Genomic DNA, 14,107 nt, shown 5'->3' with positions numbered 1-14,107 from the left:
GTTAGCGCCCCATCGCCCGGTAGATCAGCGTCTTCAGCTCCTGCTGGATCCGGCCGCGCTGTGACGGCGTCTGCACCATGAAGATCCCGAACAGATCGTCGGCCGGGTCGATGAAGAAGAACGTGCCGCCGACGCCGTCCCAGCGATATTCGCCGAGCGGCCAGGACGTGTTCTCCGGCACTGAGGTGCGGACCGCGAAACCGAGGCCGAAGCCGGAGTTCGGCCCCGGATAATAGTTCTTGTCGCGCACGACGCCGGTTTCGGGACCGATGTGATCTGACGCCATCAGCGCGATGGTTTCCGGTTTCAGATAGCGCTTCCCGCCATAGCTGCCGCCGTTCAACAGCATCTGCGAGAAGCGCGCATAGTCGCCGACGGTGCCGACCATGCCGCCGCCGCCGGACTCCCAGCGCAGCGGCTTGCGCGGGTCGCGAAGCTCGGCCACCGGACTGATGGTGCGATCCTTCGGCATCGGCTCGGCGATCAGCGGCCATTTCGCCTGGTCGGCAACATAGAATGCGGTCTCGTTCATCCCGAGAGGACCGAGCAGCCGCTCCTTCTCGAACTGGAACAGCGATTTCCCTGTTATCACCTCGATGATGCGGCCGAGCAGATCGGTGGAATGGCCGTAATCCCATTGCGTACCGGGTTGCTCGGCAAGCGGCAGCGCCGCGAGCCGCGCCGCGAATTCGGCATTGTCGGGATCGTTGTCAAACAGGCCGGCATCGGCGTAGGTCTTGTTGACGACACCGCCGCCATAATAGCCATAGGGCAGTCCTGCCGTGTGGCGCATCAGGTCTTCGATCGTGACCGGACGCTTGAGCGGCTCCAGCGTCATCGCCGCCTTGCTCTCATCACCGCGCTTTTCGACGCCGACCTTCATGTCGGCAAAGGCCGGGATGTATTTCGACACCGGATCGCTGAGCGCAAGCCTGCCCTCCTCCACCAGCATCATGGCGACGACGGTCGTGATCGGCTTCGACATCGAATAGAGACGGAAGATGGTATCCGCGCTCATCGGGAACTCGGTTGCGATATCGCGAACCCCGAACTTCTCGTAGTAGACCGGCTTGCCATGCTGCTGCAGCAGCAGGATGGCACCGGGAATCTTTCCGGTCACGACCTCGTTCCGGACATAGTCGGAGACCTTGGCGAGGCCCTCCGCCGAGAAGCTGTGCGCGGCTGGCCCCGCGGAGCCGGCCTGCGCAACCGTTGCGACGAGGGCGAGCGCGAGTGCCGCGACGAACGCGCGGCACCCACGCATATAAGAGCATGCTCCGATCCGATTGGACTGGATCATGCTCTTATGGTTTTGCTTTTGACGCGTTTTCTTCACGCGAACCGGTACCCACTTCGCTCGAAAACGCTCTAGTTTTCCATGGCTTCATAGACGAGCTGCTTCAACGTCCGCTGGATGCGCTGGCGCTCGGTCGGCGTCTGCTCAAGGAGGACGAAGAAGAAGTCCTGCTTGCGGTCGATGATGTAATAGCAGCCGCTGGCGCCGTCCCATTTCAACTCGCCGAGATCGCCGGGCGGCGGCGGCTTGGCATTGCCCGGATCGGTACGCACAGCGATCCCGAGCCCGAAGCCGAAGCCGTCGCCGGGGAAATAGAATACGTCGCGCGCAACGCCTGAGCCCGGGCCGACACGATCGGTGGTCAATTCCTTGAACGTCTCGGGCTTCAGGATGGTCTTGCCGTCGAGGGTGCCGCCATTGAGCAGCATCTGGGCGAAGCGCGAATAGTCCGCCATGGTCGAGACCATGCCGCCGCTGGCGGACTCCCATTTCTTGACCTTGGTCGGATCGTTGATCCGGCCGACCCGGAAGTCGCTGTCGTTCGGCATCGGCTCGGCCATCAGCTTCTGCTTCTCGGGATCAGTGACGAAGAAGCCGGTGTCCTTCATGCCGAGCGGGTCAAGCAGCTTCTCGCGTTCGATCGTCGAGAATTTCTCGCCGGTGGCCACCTCCATCACGCGCGCCAGAATGTCGGTGGAATGGCCGTATTGCCAGAGCGCGCCGGGCTGGTTGTGCAGCGGCAGCTTGGCGATCCGCTCGGCGAATTCGGCGAGATCGAAATCTCCGCCGTAGATATTGGCGTCCTTGTAGGCCTTGCGGACCAGGCTATCACCATAGAACCCGTAGGTGATGCCGGACGTATGCGTCATCAGATCGAGGATCGTCATCGGCCGCTGTGGCGGCACCAGTTCGAGCGTCTTGGTGCCGTCCTCGGCCTTCTTCTCGACGCCGACCTTCACATCGGCAAAGGACGGGATGTATTTCGAGACGGGATCGTCGAGCTTGTACTTGCCCTCCTCCAGAAGCTGCATCGAGACCACGGCGGTGATCGACTTGGACATCGAGGCCAGGCGGAAGATGGTCTGGTCTGATATCGGCGCCTTGCTGACCACGTCCTGCACGCCGAAGGCCTCGTGATACACCGGCTTGCCATGCTGCTGGATCAGGACGATGGCGCCGGGAATCTTTCCGGTCGCGACCTCGTTCTTGAAGAACTCGCTGATCTTGGCGAGCTTGTCGGGGTTGAAATGCGCGCCCGCCGGAATCTCGTAGGTGCCTTCGGTGTGCGCGTACGCCAACGATGCCGCCAGCAACACCGCGGCGGCTGCGGCGGCGCACTTCAAACGAAATGAATGCATTTGAACTATCCCTCCCCGGAAATCACGAGGAAGTGTAGCGGCGGTATCATCAGGCACAAGGGCTCCCGAAGGCGTCCAGGGCCTGCTGATGCAGCTCGTCGCTCTGGGCCGAGAAGCAGCAAAAGATCACTTGCGTGACGCAGGGTGCGGTTGCCAGGGCGTCGACCACGGCCCTAACCGCAATAGCGGCGGCGCGGTCCGGCGGGAAATGATAGACGCCGGTCGAGATAGCGGGAAATGCAACGGAGCCGAGCCCGTTGGCGTGGCACAACTCGATGCCTCGGCAATAACAGGACGCGAGCAGCGCTTCCTCGTTCTCGGCGCCGCCATGCCAGATCGGCCCGACGGCGTGGATCACGTGCTTGGCAGGGAGCCGGTAGCCCCCGGTGATCTTGGCATCGCCGGTCTTGCAGCCATGCAGCGTGCCGCATTCCGCAAGCAGCTCGGGGCCCGCGGCGCGGTGGATCGCGCCATCGACGCCGCCGCCCCCAAGCAGCGACGAATTGGCCGCGTTGACGATGGCGTCAACGCGCAGGGTCGTGATGTCGGTAACGATGACTTCGAGCCGCGCCGTGCCGATCTGGCGCGCCGTCAAGGTCAGGCAGCCACGTCGACCGGGATGCCCTTGTCGGCAAACAGCTGCTGCAATTCACCGGTCTGGAACATCTCGCGGATGATGTCGCAACCGCCGACGAACTCGCCCTTCACATAGAGCTGCGGAATCGTCGGCCAGTTCGAAAAAACCTTGATGCCGTTGCGCAGCTCGGCGGACTCCAGAACGTTGAGGCCCTTGTAGCCGACACCGATGTGGTCGAGGATCTGCACGACCTGACCGGAAAACCCGCACTGCGGGAATTGCGGCGTGCCCTTCATGAACAGCACGACGTCGTTCGACTTCACTTCGTTGTCGATGAATTGCTCGATGCTCATTTTCGCTTCCTTCGGGGGCGGCGCTCTCAAGCCTTGTGGGCCGGCCCACCCTTCTAACCCGTGACTGGCTATATATGTAGCTCAAACCATTGTGCATCCAAAGCAAAATGGCGGAAATCAGGCATGCGGCGGGAGCCGGACCGCACCGCAAAACGGGCCGGGATTATCTGACGGGCCCAATATCATCATAGGGGAGGCTTTTTTCCCGTAACGGAGCCCCTATCTAGGACGAACTGTCCGTCTGGAACCAGTTTACCGAAGCAACGTTCTCCCCTTGAATCGGAGACCATCGTTGACGAAACCAGCCTCTGCCGCGGCCGCCATTCCCGGCACCCCCCCGTCATTGTCCTCCGAATCCGGATCGCTCGCGCGGCGGCTGGTGGACGCCTATCGCGCGGTCCGCGGCGAGACCGAGCGCCGGGTCGCGCCGCTGTCGGCGGAAGACCAGCTGATCCAGTCGATGCCGGATGCGAGCCCCGCCAAGTGGCACCGCGCCCATACCACCTGGTTCTTCGAGCAGTTTCTGCTCGGCGAGCACGTCAAGGGCTACACGCCCTTCCATCCCGACTACGCCTATCTGTTCAATTCCTATTACGTCACCGCCGGTCCCCGGCACGCCCGCCACCAACGCGGCCATCTGACCCGCCCGACATCAGACGAAGTCAGCGCCTACCGCCGCCATGTCGACGCCGAGGTGGTAAAGTTCTTCCAGACCGCCCCGACGGACAAGCTCGAGGCCCTGGTGCCGCTGGTCGAGGTCGGCCTCAATCATGAGCAGCAGCATCAGGAGCTGATGTACACCGATATCCTGCATGCCTTCGCGCAGAACCCGATCCCGCCGGCCTACGATCCGGCGTGGCGCTTCCCGGCATCGCAGCGCGGGCCCCAGGAATGGGTGACGCTCAACGAGGGTATCCACACCGTCGGCCACGCCGACGACAGCTTCCATTTCGACAATGAGAAGCCCGCGCATCGCGCGCTGGTCGGCCCGGTCAAGCTCGCGAAAAACCTCGTCAGCAATGCTGACTGGCTCGCCTTCATCAAGGACGGCGGCTATTCCACCGCCACGCTGTGGCTGATGGACGGCTTCGGCACCGTGAGCAACGAGGGCTGGCAGGCGCCGGGCCACTGGCGCGAGATCGACGGCGAGTGGAAGATCATGACGCTCGGCGGCCTGCAGCCGATCGATCCGCAGGCCCCGGTTTGCCATGTCAGCTACTACGAGGCCGACGCCTTCGCCCGCTGGGCCGGCAAGCATCTGCCGACCGAGATGGAATGGGAGGTCGCCGCCCGCGCCGGCCTGCTCAACGACGCCTACGGCATCGTCTGGCAATGGACCCGCAGCGCCTATGCGCCCTACCCCGGCTATCGCGCCATCGAAGGCGCGCTCGGTGAATACAACGGCAAGTTCATGGTCAACCAGCTCGTGCTGCGCGGCTCGTCGCTGGCGACGCCGGCCGGTCACAGCCGTGTCACCTACCGCAACTTCTTCTATCCGCACCATCGCTGGCAATTCACGGGGTTACGCCTCGCCGACTATGCCTGATTGAGTCCTGTCGACATCGATGACGCGTCGGTAAGCGCGTTCGGGAGAGTATCATGAATGTGCGTGCCGCCGCTTTGGCCAAAGCGTATCCGTTCGACGAAGCGACCTCGGCGTTTGCCGGCGATGTGATCGGCGACCTCGCCCGTCACCCGAAACGGCTGTCGCCGAAATATTTCTACGACGCCACCGGCTCGGAGCTGTTCGAGCAGATCACGGTGCTGCCGGAATATTATCCGACGCGCACTGAGCTTGGCATCCTGCGCGACCGCGGCAGCGAGATCGCCGCAATCATTCCGAACGGCGCGGCGCTGGTCGAGTTCGGCGCCGGCGCGACCACCAAGGTGCGCCTCCTGCTCGAGACCAGCGAATTCGCAGCCTACGTGCCGGTCGATATCTCCGGCGATTTCCTGAAAGCCCAGGCCGACGGGTTGCGCCGGGATTTCCCGGGTCTTGGCATCTATCCGGTCGCAGCCGATTTCACCACGCCGTTCGCGCTGCCCGAGGCCGTCGCCGCGATGCCGAAGGTCGGCTTCTTCCCGGGCTCGACACTCGGCAATTTCGAGCCGAGCGAGGCCCTGGCCTTCCTGCGCAGCGCGCGCAAGATCCTCGGCCACGGGGCGCAGATGATCATCGGCGTCGACCTCGAGAAGGACGAGCGGGTGCTGTACGACGCCTATAACGACGCAGCCGGCGTCACCGCGCGCTTCAACCTCAATGTGCTGGTGCGTATCAACCGCGAGCTCGGCGGCAATTTCGACCTGTCGGGATTCACGCACCGCTCGATCTACAACCGCGACCGCCACCGCATCGAGATGCACCTGATCAGCCGCAAGGCGCAGACCGTGCGCATCCTCGGCAACACCTTCGCGTTCCGTCCGGGCGAGAGCATCCACACCGAGAACAGCTACAAGTACAGCCTCGAGCGGTTCACCGCGCTCGCCCGCAGCGCGGGCTGGACGGTGCGCGACAGCTGGACCGACGCCAACACGATGTTCTCGGTGCACGCGCTGGTCGCAGACTAGCATCCCGGCAGCCAAGGGAACGTGACATGGGCCGGCGTGCGCTACAGATCGCGACGGCCCTGCTCGCCCTCGTCCCGATCCTGACCGGCCTCATCACGATGCTCGGCGTGAGCGATCCGCTGTACGCCTCGTCGGGCGTTCCCGCGCTGCCGGTGCTCGACAGCAATCTGCGCTTCTTCGGCGGGGTCTGGCTCGGTCTCGGCCTCGCTTTGCTCTGGCTGGTGCCGCGCATCGAAAGCGAGAGCGTGCTGTTCCGTGTGATCTGGGGCGGCATCTTCCTCGGCGGCATCGGCAGGCTGCTGTCGATCGTGATGGTCGGCCTCCCGCCGCTGCCCTTCGTGGGCTTCACCGCGCTGGAGGTGATCGGCGCGCCGCTGTTCGTTTATTGGCAGCACCGCGTGGCCACGGCCGGTCGCAGGTAACCCTCCGCGCTATTCCTCCTCCCCGCTCGACCGCAGCGAGATCGATTCCCACGCCGCGACCACGATCATGATCGCGGTGGTGACGATCGAAAGCACCAGCGGTGACATCTCGCGAGCGAAATAGGCCGTGATCGCCAGCGCCACGATGCCGACGCCGTGCGAGAGCTGCAGGAAATTGCGAATGACGTATTTGAACAGGATGGTCCCGACCAGGAACAGCGCGGCGCCGCCGACCGAGCTCACGATCGTCTTCAGGTCGGAATGGCCGCCGGGATGCTTCAGCACCAGCTCGTCGGCAACCGCGGTCAGGATGATGCCGCCGACGATCGGCATGTGCAGATAAGTGTAGGCGATCCGCGCCACGCGGCCGGATTCCTCGGACTTGGAGATCATGTCCGCGCCGGCCTCGGCGCCCTTGTGGAAATAGATCCACCACATCGCGATGCTGCCGACCAGCGCCGAGATGAATGCGGCGACATTCTCCGGCGTCCAGGTCAGCTCGGCAAAGGTCGCGCCGTCGACCACGATCGCCTCGCCGAGCGCAATGATGATGAACCCTGCGCAGCGCTCGGCCATGTGGCCACCCTCGACCGACCAGGCTTCCATCGAGGAGAAGCCGAGCCTGGGGGTCCAGAACCGCAGAGCCGGCGCGACGTACTCGATGACCAGCGCCGCGATCCACAGCCACATCCGCGTCTCGTGCTCGGCGAAGCCGCCGAGAATCCAGAGCACGGCGGAGCAGGACAGCCAGGTCAGGATGCGGATTGCGTTGTGGCGGACTGCCGTTCGCCGCCGCGGCGTCGCCAGCAGCCAGAACGCGGTGCGGCCAACCTGCATCGCTGCGTAGGTCCCGGCAAACCACAGCCCGCGTCCGTCGAAGGCGGACGGGATCGAGGTCGACAGCAGCAGCCCGCCCAGCATCAGGACGAACAGCAGCAGGCGGACCGGCGTCAGGTCGGGATTGAGCCAGTTGGTGACCCAGGTGGTGTAGACCCACACCCACCACACCGCGAGGAACAGCACCGTGACCTGCACCGCGCCCAGCGGGGTGAAGTGGTGCAGCAGCGTATGCGACAGCTGCGTGACGGCGAAGACGAAGACGAGGTCGAAGAACAGCTCGGCATTGGTGACGCGGCTGTGCTGATTCGGCACGATGACGCGAAACATCGCGCCGCGCGGATTATCTGCCATCGCTTGGGGCCCCCGCCCGCTGGCCGGGGCCTAGCCTTCCGGCACGCCGGTCTGCAAGGCCAGCGCGTGAAGCACGCCGCCCATCTGGCCCTTCAGCGACTGGTAGACGATCTGGTGCTGCTGAACGCGGGACTTGCCGCGGAATGACTCGGAAACGACAGTGGCCGCGTAGTGGTCGCCGTCGCCGGCCAGATCACGGATCGTCACCTCGGCATCAGGGATCGCTGCCTTGATCATCGATTCGATATCACGGGCGTCCATCGGCATCCCAGTCCACCTCCGTCAGGTCATTCGAATCAGGGCCGATTCGGCCAGGAAAACCAAGACAAACCTCAAGGCAAAACCCAAGATAAAACCTGGCGCCTGAGGTCTTCTAGGTCATTCCGGGGCACACTATATTCCCATTCCCAGCGATTTAAACCTGCATCAATCGGTCACAAGCCATCACGCCGAAATGACCAGAAGAGGCGCGGAATCATGAAGCTCCCCGGCCCCGACCATCCGATCACGATCACGCCGAATGCCAAGCGTGTCCGCGTCACCGCCGACGGCGTCGTCATCGCCGAGACCACCCATGCGCTGACCTTGAAGGAAGCGAGCTATCCGGCCGTGCAATACGTCCCCCGGCAGGACGCCAACATGGAGCTGTTGACCCGCACCGAGCGGACCACGCATTGCCCCTATAAGGGGGATGCGAACTACTTCAGCATCAAGGCCAACGGCAAGACGCTGGACAATGCGATCTGGACCTATGAGGCGCCCTTTCCGGCCATGACCGAGATCGCCGGCCACCTCGCCTTCTATCCGGACAAGGTGAAAATCGAGGAAGTCGCCTAGACCATCGCGCCTGCCGCACGCGCCGGGCCTCGCCCGGCGCTTTGTTGCGTGCTGATCAGCCCGAAGACGGAAATGCCCGGGCGAAGCCCGGGCATGACGACGAGAGTGTTCGGCCGGATCGCCGCTAGACCCTGAAGATCGTGAGCCCAAGGATCAGCAGCACCAGGAAGATCACGACGAACACGTAGAACAGGAAGCGCGCGATGTCGGCGGAGGCAGCGGAAATGCCGGTGAAGCCGAGCAGGCCCGCGATGATCGAGACGACGAGGAAGACCAACGCCCATTTCAGCAGTGTCATTGCTTGCTCCACAAACCGCGCGCGCCGTACGCGTCCGCCCGACAACGCCCGCCACCGACCCCGGTTCCAGAACGAAACAGATCCACTGAAATGACCGACCTCGACACCACGGAATCGGGACGATTGGGCCTTGCTGAATCGGGTTCCCGATTGCAACATCCGGCTGCAGACCCGGCTGGGGGCACCATGAAATCGATTGCTCACGCGGCTCCGGCCGTCGACGTTCAGGCAGCACCGAAGCTCCACAAGCGCAATGTCGCCCTCGACCGTGCGCGCACCTTCCTGACGCTGGTCGTGCTGCTGCATCATGCGGTGATCCCCTACACCCATTTCGGCCACACCGACCCGACATCGTGGATCGGCTTCGACTGCGTCGTGCTCGCCACCGACAGCTTCTTCATGGCGATGTTCTTCTTCCTGTCCGGGTTGTTCGTCTGGCCCGGGCTCGGCCACAAGCCGTGGCTGATCTTCCTGCGCGACCGGCTGCTGCGGCTCGGCCTGCCGTTTGTGATCTGTGCGTTCACGGTGATTCCGATCGCCTATTACGCGATCGCGCTGCGTGCGACGCCGGACCTGACCTTCTCCGAGTTCTGGCGGAAGACCATGATTTTCGGGCCCTGGCCGAGCGGCCCGATCTGGTTCGTCTGGGTCCTGATGACCTTCGACCTGACGGCGAGCGTGCTGTACCGGGTGTCGTCGCGCCTGCTCGAACCGATCAACCGCCTGTCGATCAAGGGATTTGAGCGTCCCTCGAAGTTCTGGCTGTTCCTCGTCGTCGTCAGTGCCGCCGCCTATTTGCCGATGCTGGTGCATTACGGCCAGAACTACTGGTTCGAGCTTGGACCGTTCTCGGTGCAGGCGAGCCGGGTGCTGCTGTATGCGTCCTATTTCTTCATCGGTGCGGGGATCGGGGCGGCGAATCTCGAGGGTGGCCTGCTCAGCGCGCATGGACGGCTGACCGAGCGGCGCTGGTTCTGGACCGGGATCACGCTGATCCCCTACTGCTTGATGTGGGTGATGATCTACATCAAGCGCGGGATCATCGGTAACCCCGATCCGCTACCGGGCTGGTATCTCGCGTTCTACGGCACCTTCTACGTGCTGTTCAGCGCCTCGATCCTGTTCGCGATCCTGGCCTACTTCCTGCAATCGAAGGCGCCGGGACCGACGCTGCTCGACCGCATGCAGGGCGACGCCTACGGCATGTTCCTGGTGCACTATCCGATCGTGCTGTGGCTGCAATACTGGCTGTTCGACATGGAGTTGCCGGCGATCGCCAAGGCCGCGATCGCGTTCTTCGCCACTGTTGCGCTGAGCTGGGCCGCGACCGCCGTGCTGCGCAAGATTCCGGGCGCCAAATACGTGCTGTAATTTCGGTTATGATGCGCAATCGCATCATAACCTCCCTCCTTTTCTGAGCATGATCTCTGCGCAAACGCTTCGCGTTTGTCGCGGGAAAACCGGCCTCCACTTTTCCGGATCATGCTCTATGCAGCGATCTCGCCCCGCGCCGCCCCCGCATCCTGATCACGGCGGCCGAACGCCGGCAGCGCCATGGGCGACAGGCTTGAGCCCGTCGCCAACAAGTTGCGCACAACCTGCCATTGGTCACATGTGGCCATGTGATTCTCGGTTATGCTGGCCGCACTGCTGACCTCAAGGAGAGTCCTGGGATGAACGACCCTCAAGTTGGATGGATCGCCGCAATCATCGTCGGTGGATTGGCCGGCTGGCTCGCCGAGATGTTCATGAAGACCGGAACCGGCATCTTCATGAATATCATCCTCGGCATCGTCGGCGCCGCGCTGGCGAACTGGCTGTTGGGTCTGCTCGGCGTATCGCTCGGCGGAGGATGGATCGGCTATCTCGTCGCCGGCTTCATCGGCGCAGTGATCATCATCTTTGCCTGGCGCGCGATCCGCGGCGCAACCTAGCGCTTGATCCGAAGGGATCGCGCCTCGCCACAAGACAATAGCGCGATGACGGGTTCATCGCGCGATTGAGACCTTGTTCGCTCGGCGTTGCAGCGCCTGATCCATCCGGATCAGGCAGCAGTGCCGTGCATGTAGTTCGGCAGCCAGTGCTCGAAGGCACGGGACAGGTTTTCGATGGTCACCGGCGGCTCGCCGGCGACCGCAATCGCCTCGCCGCCGGTGGTGCCGATGCGCACACAGGGCACGCCGGCGCCCTTCATCTTGGCCAGCACCAGGCCCGCGTCCGCCGCAGGCACGGTGACGATGTAGCGCGCCTGATCCTCGCCGTACCAGTAGGCATGCGGCACGATCGAGGACGGCGCCGCCAGCAGCTGCGCGCCGATGCCGCTTGCGATCGCCATCTCGGCGAGCGCGATCAGGAGCCCGCCGTCGGACACGTCATGCACCGCACTCGCGGTGCCGGCGCGGATCATGCCGCGCACCACGTCGCCGTTGCGCTTCTCGGTAGCGAGATCGACCGGCGGCGGAGCGCCCTCCTCGCGGCCGCAGACATCGCGCAGGTAGACCGACTGGCCGAGCCAGCCTTGCGTGTCGCCGACCAGCAGGATCGCCTCGCCCGCCGCCTTGAACGCCAGGGTCGCCGACTTGGTGAAGTCGTCGAGCACGCCGACGCCGCCGATCGAGGGCGTCGGCAGGATGCCGCGGCCGTTGGTCTCGTTGTAGAGCGAGACGTTGCCGGACACGACCGGGAAGTCGAGCGCGCGGCAGGCTTCCGAGATGCCCTTCAGGCAGCCGACGAACTGGCCCATGATCTCGGGCCGCTCCGGATTGCCGAAGTTGAGATTGTCGGTGATCGCGAGCGGCCGGCCACCAACGGCGGTGATGTTGCGCCAGGCTTCCGCGACCGCCTGCTTGCCGCCCTCGAACGGATCGGCCTCGCAATAGCGCGGCGTGACGTCGACGGTGAGCGCAAGCCCTTTCGGGCCGTCCTCAACGCGGACCACCGCGGCATCGCCGCCGGGGCGCTGCATGGTATTGCCCAGGATGACGTGGTCGTACTGCTCCCAGACCCAGCGTTTCGAGCACAGTTCGGGCGTGCCGATCAGCTTGGTCAGCGCCTCGGCGATGCCGAGCGGCGGCTTGACGTCCTGGCCGCGGATCACCGGCAGCGCAGTCGAGGCGACATGCGGACGGTCATAGACCGGCGCCTCGTCGCCGAGCTCCTTGATCGGCAGATCGGCCATCACGTCGCCGCCATGCTTGACGACGAAGCGCTTGCTCGGCGTGGTGTAGCCGACGATGGCGAAATCGAGCCCCCATTTGCGGAAGATCGCCTCGGCCTCTTTCTCCTTCTCGGGCTTGAGCACCATGAGCATGCGCTCCTGGCTCTCCGAGAGCATCATCTCGTAGGCGCTCATGCCGGTCTCGCGGGTCGGCACCGCATCGAGATCGAGGTCGACGCCGAGGTCGCCCTTGGCGCCCATCTCGACCGCCGAGCACGTCAGGCCGGCCGCGCCCATGTCCTGGATCGCGATCACGCAATCGGCTTCCATGATCTCGAGGCAGGCTTCCAAAAGCAGCTTCTCGGCGAAGGGATCGCCGACCTGCACGGTCGGGCGCTTCTCCTCGGAGGCGTCGTCGAATTCGGCCGAGGCCATCGAGGCGCCGTGGATGCCATCGCGGCCGGTCTTGGAGCCGAGATAGACGATCGGCATGTTCACGCCTGAGGCCGCCGCGTAGAAGATCTTGTCGGCATCAGCGAGGCCGACCGCCATCGCGTTGACCAGGATGTTGCCGTCATAGCGGGTGTGGAAGCGCACCTGGCCGCCGACCGTTGGCACGCCGAACGAATTGCCGTAGCCGCCGACACCCGCGACCACACCGGACACCAGATGCCGGGTCTTGGGGTGCTCGGGCGCGCCGAAGCTCAGCGCGTTCAGGCAGGCGATCGGGCGCGCGCCCATGGTGAAGACGTCGCGCAGGATGCCGCCGACGCCGGTGGTCGCGCCCTGGTAGGGCTCGATGTAGCTCGGGTGGTTGTGGCTCTCCATCTTGAAGACCACGGCCTGGCCGTCGCCGATATCGATCACGCCGGCATTCTCGCCGGGGCCCTGGATCACCCAAGGGGCCTTGGTGGGCAGCCCGCGCAGATGGATGCGCGACGACTTGTACGAGCAATGCTCGTTCCACATCGCCGAGAAGATGCCGAGCTCGGTGAAGGTCGGAACCCGCCCGATCAGCTTCAGGATGCGCTCGTACTCGTCCGGCTTCAGCCCGTGGGCGGCGACGAGTTCGGGGGTGATTTGAGGCTCGTTCTTGGGGTCGTTCTTGGGCGCGGTCATGGGACCCTTAATAGGTAGATCGAACGGGGGCGAAAAGGCCTTTTACGGCCCATTTCCGGCCTGTCCAGAGCTTTGCGGCGGTTGGACGCGGCCCGGGATTTGCAGCTGGATCTGTGCCTGGGATTTGCACAATGGGGATGGATCGGATTTAAGGTCCCGAACCCGATAATTGAAGGCCAGATTTCGTGAACGAGCTCGCCAAGACCGCACTCTCTACGGCGTTCAACCGCCGCCCCGACCTGCACGTCGAAACCGAGGGCGAATTCGCCGGCTGGCGAACCTGGACCCGGGACAGTTTCGAGACTCATACCGGCCCCTTCTACCACCGCATGGACGAGAACGGCCGCATCGCCTGCGCGTTCCGGGTCGGTCCGAAGCACCTCAACGGCTCCGGCAACGTCCATGGCGGCTGCCTCATGACCTTCGCGGACTACTGCCTGTTCGCGCTCGCCTCCCCGGTGCTCCAGGGCCCCGGGGTCACGGTCTCGTTCGCCTCGGAATTCCTCGATGCGGCCCGCGAGGGTGACCTGATCGAATGCACCGGCGAGGTCACCCGCGCCGGCGGATCGCTGATCTTCGTGCGCGGCATGCTGACATCGGCCGAGCGGCCGCTGTTCAGCTTCTCCGGCACCATCAAGCGGACGAAGCGCAAGGCACCGGCGGAGAAGACAGCGTAGCGCTCACGACCCGTTCGCGCAAAACGCGCAAGCTCCGTGAACACACGCCGTCATTCAACCGTTACATCGGCGCGAAATTGAATCGATAGCACGGCGCTAGCGCGTTGTGTTCACGCGCGTTCTTCGCGTGAAGCAATGCGAAACGCCAGTTGTAACGCGACGACATGCTGTCGTTGCGTCGTCGCGCACGCGTCACATGCGCGTCAGCCAAGCCCGGAATATTGCTGAACGGTTTCCGTTTGTGCATTCGCGT

The 14,107-nt window shown here is 64.1% G+C and carries 15 protein-coding genes; 7 read left to right on the top strand and 8 right to left on the bottom strand.

Going from position 1 to position 14,107, the window contains the following annotated elements:
• Position 1 precedes the first annotated feature (1 nt).
• From BraRD5C2_RS34840 to grxD, 4 genes are all read right to left on the bottom strand, one after another.
• Positions 2-1,264 carry a serine hydrolase domain-containing protein gene (locus tag BraRD5C2_RS34840; RefSeq protein ID WP_223976161.1) on the bottom strand — a complete coding sequence of 421 codons (1,263 nt, stop codon included), beginning with the start codon at positions 1,262-1,264 and terminating at the stop codon, positions 2-4.
• Positions 1,265-1,368: 104 nt separating this feature from the next.
• A complete protein-coding gene (locus BraRD5C2_RS34835; protein WP_223976159.1) occupies positions 1,369-2,655 on the bottom strand; it encodes a serine hydrolase domain-containing protein in 1,287 nt (428 codons plus the stop codon).
• Positions 2,656-2,704: 49 nt separating this feature from the next.
• A complete protein-coding gene (locus BraRD5C2_RS34830) occupies positions 2,705-3,250 on the bottom strand; it encodes an O-acetyl-ADP-ribose deacetylase (RefSeq protein WP_374708081.1) in 546 nt (181 codons plus the stop codon).
• A gap of 2 nt (positions 3,251-3,252) precedes the next feature.
• The gene (gene grxD / locus BraRD5C2_RS34825; protein WP_223976157.1) at positions 3,253-3,585 is read right to left on the bottom strand and encodes a Grx4 family monothiol glutaredoxin; all 333 of its coding nucleotides are present in this window, start codon (positions 3,583-3,585) and stop codon (positions 3,253-3,255) included.
• Positions 3,586-3,877: 292 nt separating this feature from the next.
• On the opposite strand from grxD, the gene egtB reads away from it, so the two are divergent.
• The 3 genes from egtB to BraRD5C2_RS34810 are packed head-to-tail and all read left to right on the top strand — an operon-like array spanning position 3,878 to position 6,575.
• Positions 3,878-5,131 carry an ergothioneine biosynthesis protein EgtB gene (egtB, locus tag BraRD5C2_RS34820; RefSeq protein ID WP_223976155.1) on the top strand — a complete coding sequence of 418 codons (1,254 nt, stop codon included), beginning with the start codon at positions 3,878-3,880 and terminating at the stop codon, positions 5,129-5,131.
• A gap of 53 nt (positions 5,132-5,184) precedes the next feature.
• Positions 5,185-6,153 (top strand): L-histidine N(alpha)-methyltransferase, encoded by a 969-nt coding sequence (gene egtD, locus BraRD5C2_RS34815; RefSeq protein WP_223976153.1) that lies wholly within the window; start codon positions 5,185-5,187, stop codon positions 6,151-6,153.
• 26 nt (positions 6,154-6,179) lie between these two features.
• Positions 6,180-6,575, top strand: coding sequence for a DUF4345 domain-containing protein (locus BraRD5C2_RS34810; RefSeq protein WP_223976151.1), 396 nt, complete (start codon positions 6,180-6,182; stop codon positions 6,573-6,575).
• 9 nt (positions 6,576-6,584) lie between these two features.
• On the opposite strand, the gene BraRD5C2_RS34805 is transcribed toward BraRD5C2_RS34810, so the two are convergent.
• The gene (locus BraRD5C2_RS34805; RefSeq protein WP_223976148.1) at positions 6,585-7,766 is read right to left on the bottom strand and encodes a low temperature requirement protein A; all 1,182 of its coding nucleotides are present in this window, start codon (positions 7,764-7,766) and stop codon (positions 6,585-6,587) included.
• A 30-nt stretch (positions 7,767-7,796) separates the two neighbouring features.
• Positions 7,797-8,033, bottom strand: a complete 237-nt coding sequence (locus BraRD5C2_RS34800) for a BolA family protein (protein WP_021077843.1) — start codon at positions 8,031-8,033, stop codon at positions 7,797-7,799.
• Positions 8,034-8,243: 210 nt separating this feature from the next.
• On the opposite strand from BraRD5C2_RS34800, the gene BraRD5C2_RS34795 reads away from it, so the two are divergent.
• Positions 8,244-8,603, top strand: coding sequence for a DUF427 domain-containing protein (locus BraRD5C2_RS34795; RefSeq protein ID WP_097675699.1), 360 nt, complete (start codon positions 8,244-8,246; stop codon positions 8,601-8,603).
• Positions 8,604-8,727: 124 nt separating this feature from the next.
• Here BraRD5C2_RS34795 and BraRD5C2_RS34790 read toward each other — a convergent pair whose 3' ends face one another.
• Positions 8,728-8,901, bottom strand: coding sequence for a DUF1328 domain-containing protein (locus BraRD5C2_RS34790; RefSeq protein WP_021077845.1), 174 nt, complete (start codon positions 8,899-8,901; stop codon positions 8,728-8,730).
• A gap of 186 nt (positions 8,902-9,087) precedes the next feature.
• Here BraRD5C2_RS34790 and BraRD5C2_RS34785 point away from each other — a divergent pair, with 186 nt between their 5' ends.
• Entirely contained in the window at positions 9,088-10,272 is a 1,185-nt protein-coding gene (locus BraRD5C2_RS34785) for an acyltransferase family protein (protein WP_223976146.1), read from the top strand.
• A 302-nt stretch (positions 10,273-10,574) separates the two neighbouring features.
• Positions 10,575-10,835 carry a GlsB/YeaQ/YmgE family stress response membrane protein gene (locus BraRD5C2_RS34780; RefSeq protein ID WP_223976144.1) on the top strand — a complete coding sequence of 87 codons (261 nt, stop codon included), beginning with the start codon at positions 10,575-10,577 and terminating at the stop codon, positions 10,833-10,835.
• A gap of 110 nt (positions 10,836-10,945) precedes the next feature.
• Here the strand turns inward: BraRD5C2_RS34780 and purL are convergent, their stop codons facing one another.
• Positions 10,946-13,177, bottom strand: a complete 2,232-nt coding sequence (gene purL, locus BraRD5C2_RS34775; protein WP_223976142.1) for a phosphoribosylformylglycinamidine synthase subunit PurL — start codon at positions 13,175-13,177, stop codon at positions 10,946-10,948.
• Positions 13,178-13,362: 185 nt separating this feature from the next.
• Here purL and BraRD5C2_RS34770 point away from each other — a divergent pair, with 185 nt between their 5' ends.
• Positions 13,363-13,854: a PaaI family thioesterase gene (locus tag BraRD5C2_RS34770; RefSeq protein WP_223976139.1), complete on the top strand. Its 492-nt coding sequence runs from the start codon at positions 13,363-13,365 to the stop codon at positions 13,852-13,854.
• Positions 13,855-14,107 lie beyond the last annotated feature (253 nt).

The sequence above is a fragment of the Bradyrhizobium sp. RD5-C2 genome (assembly GCF_019972155.1).
GTDB lineage: Bacteria > Pseudomonadota > Alphaproteobacteria > Rhizobiales > Xanthobacteraceae > Bradyrhizobium.
The sequence above is the reverse complement of the archived record's forward strand: the minus strand, read 5'-3'. Positions and strand labels throughout refer to the sequence as shown.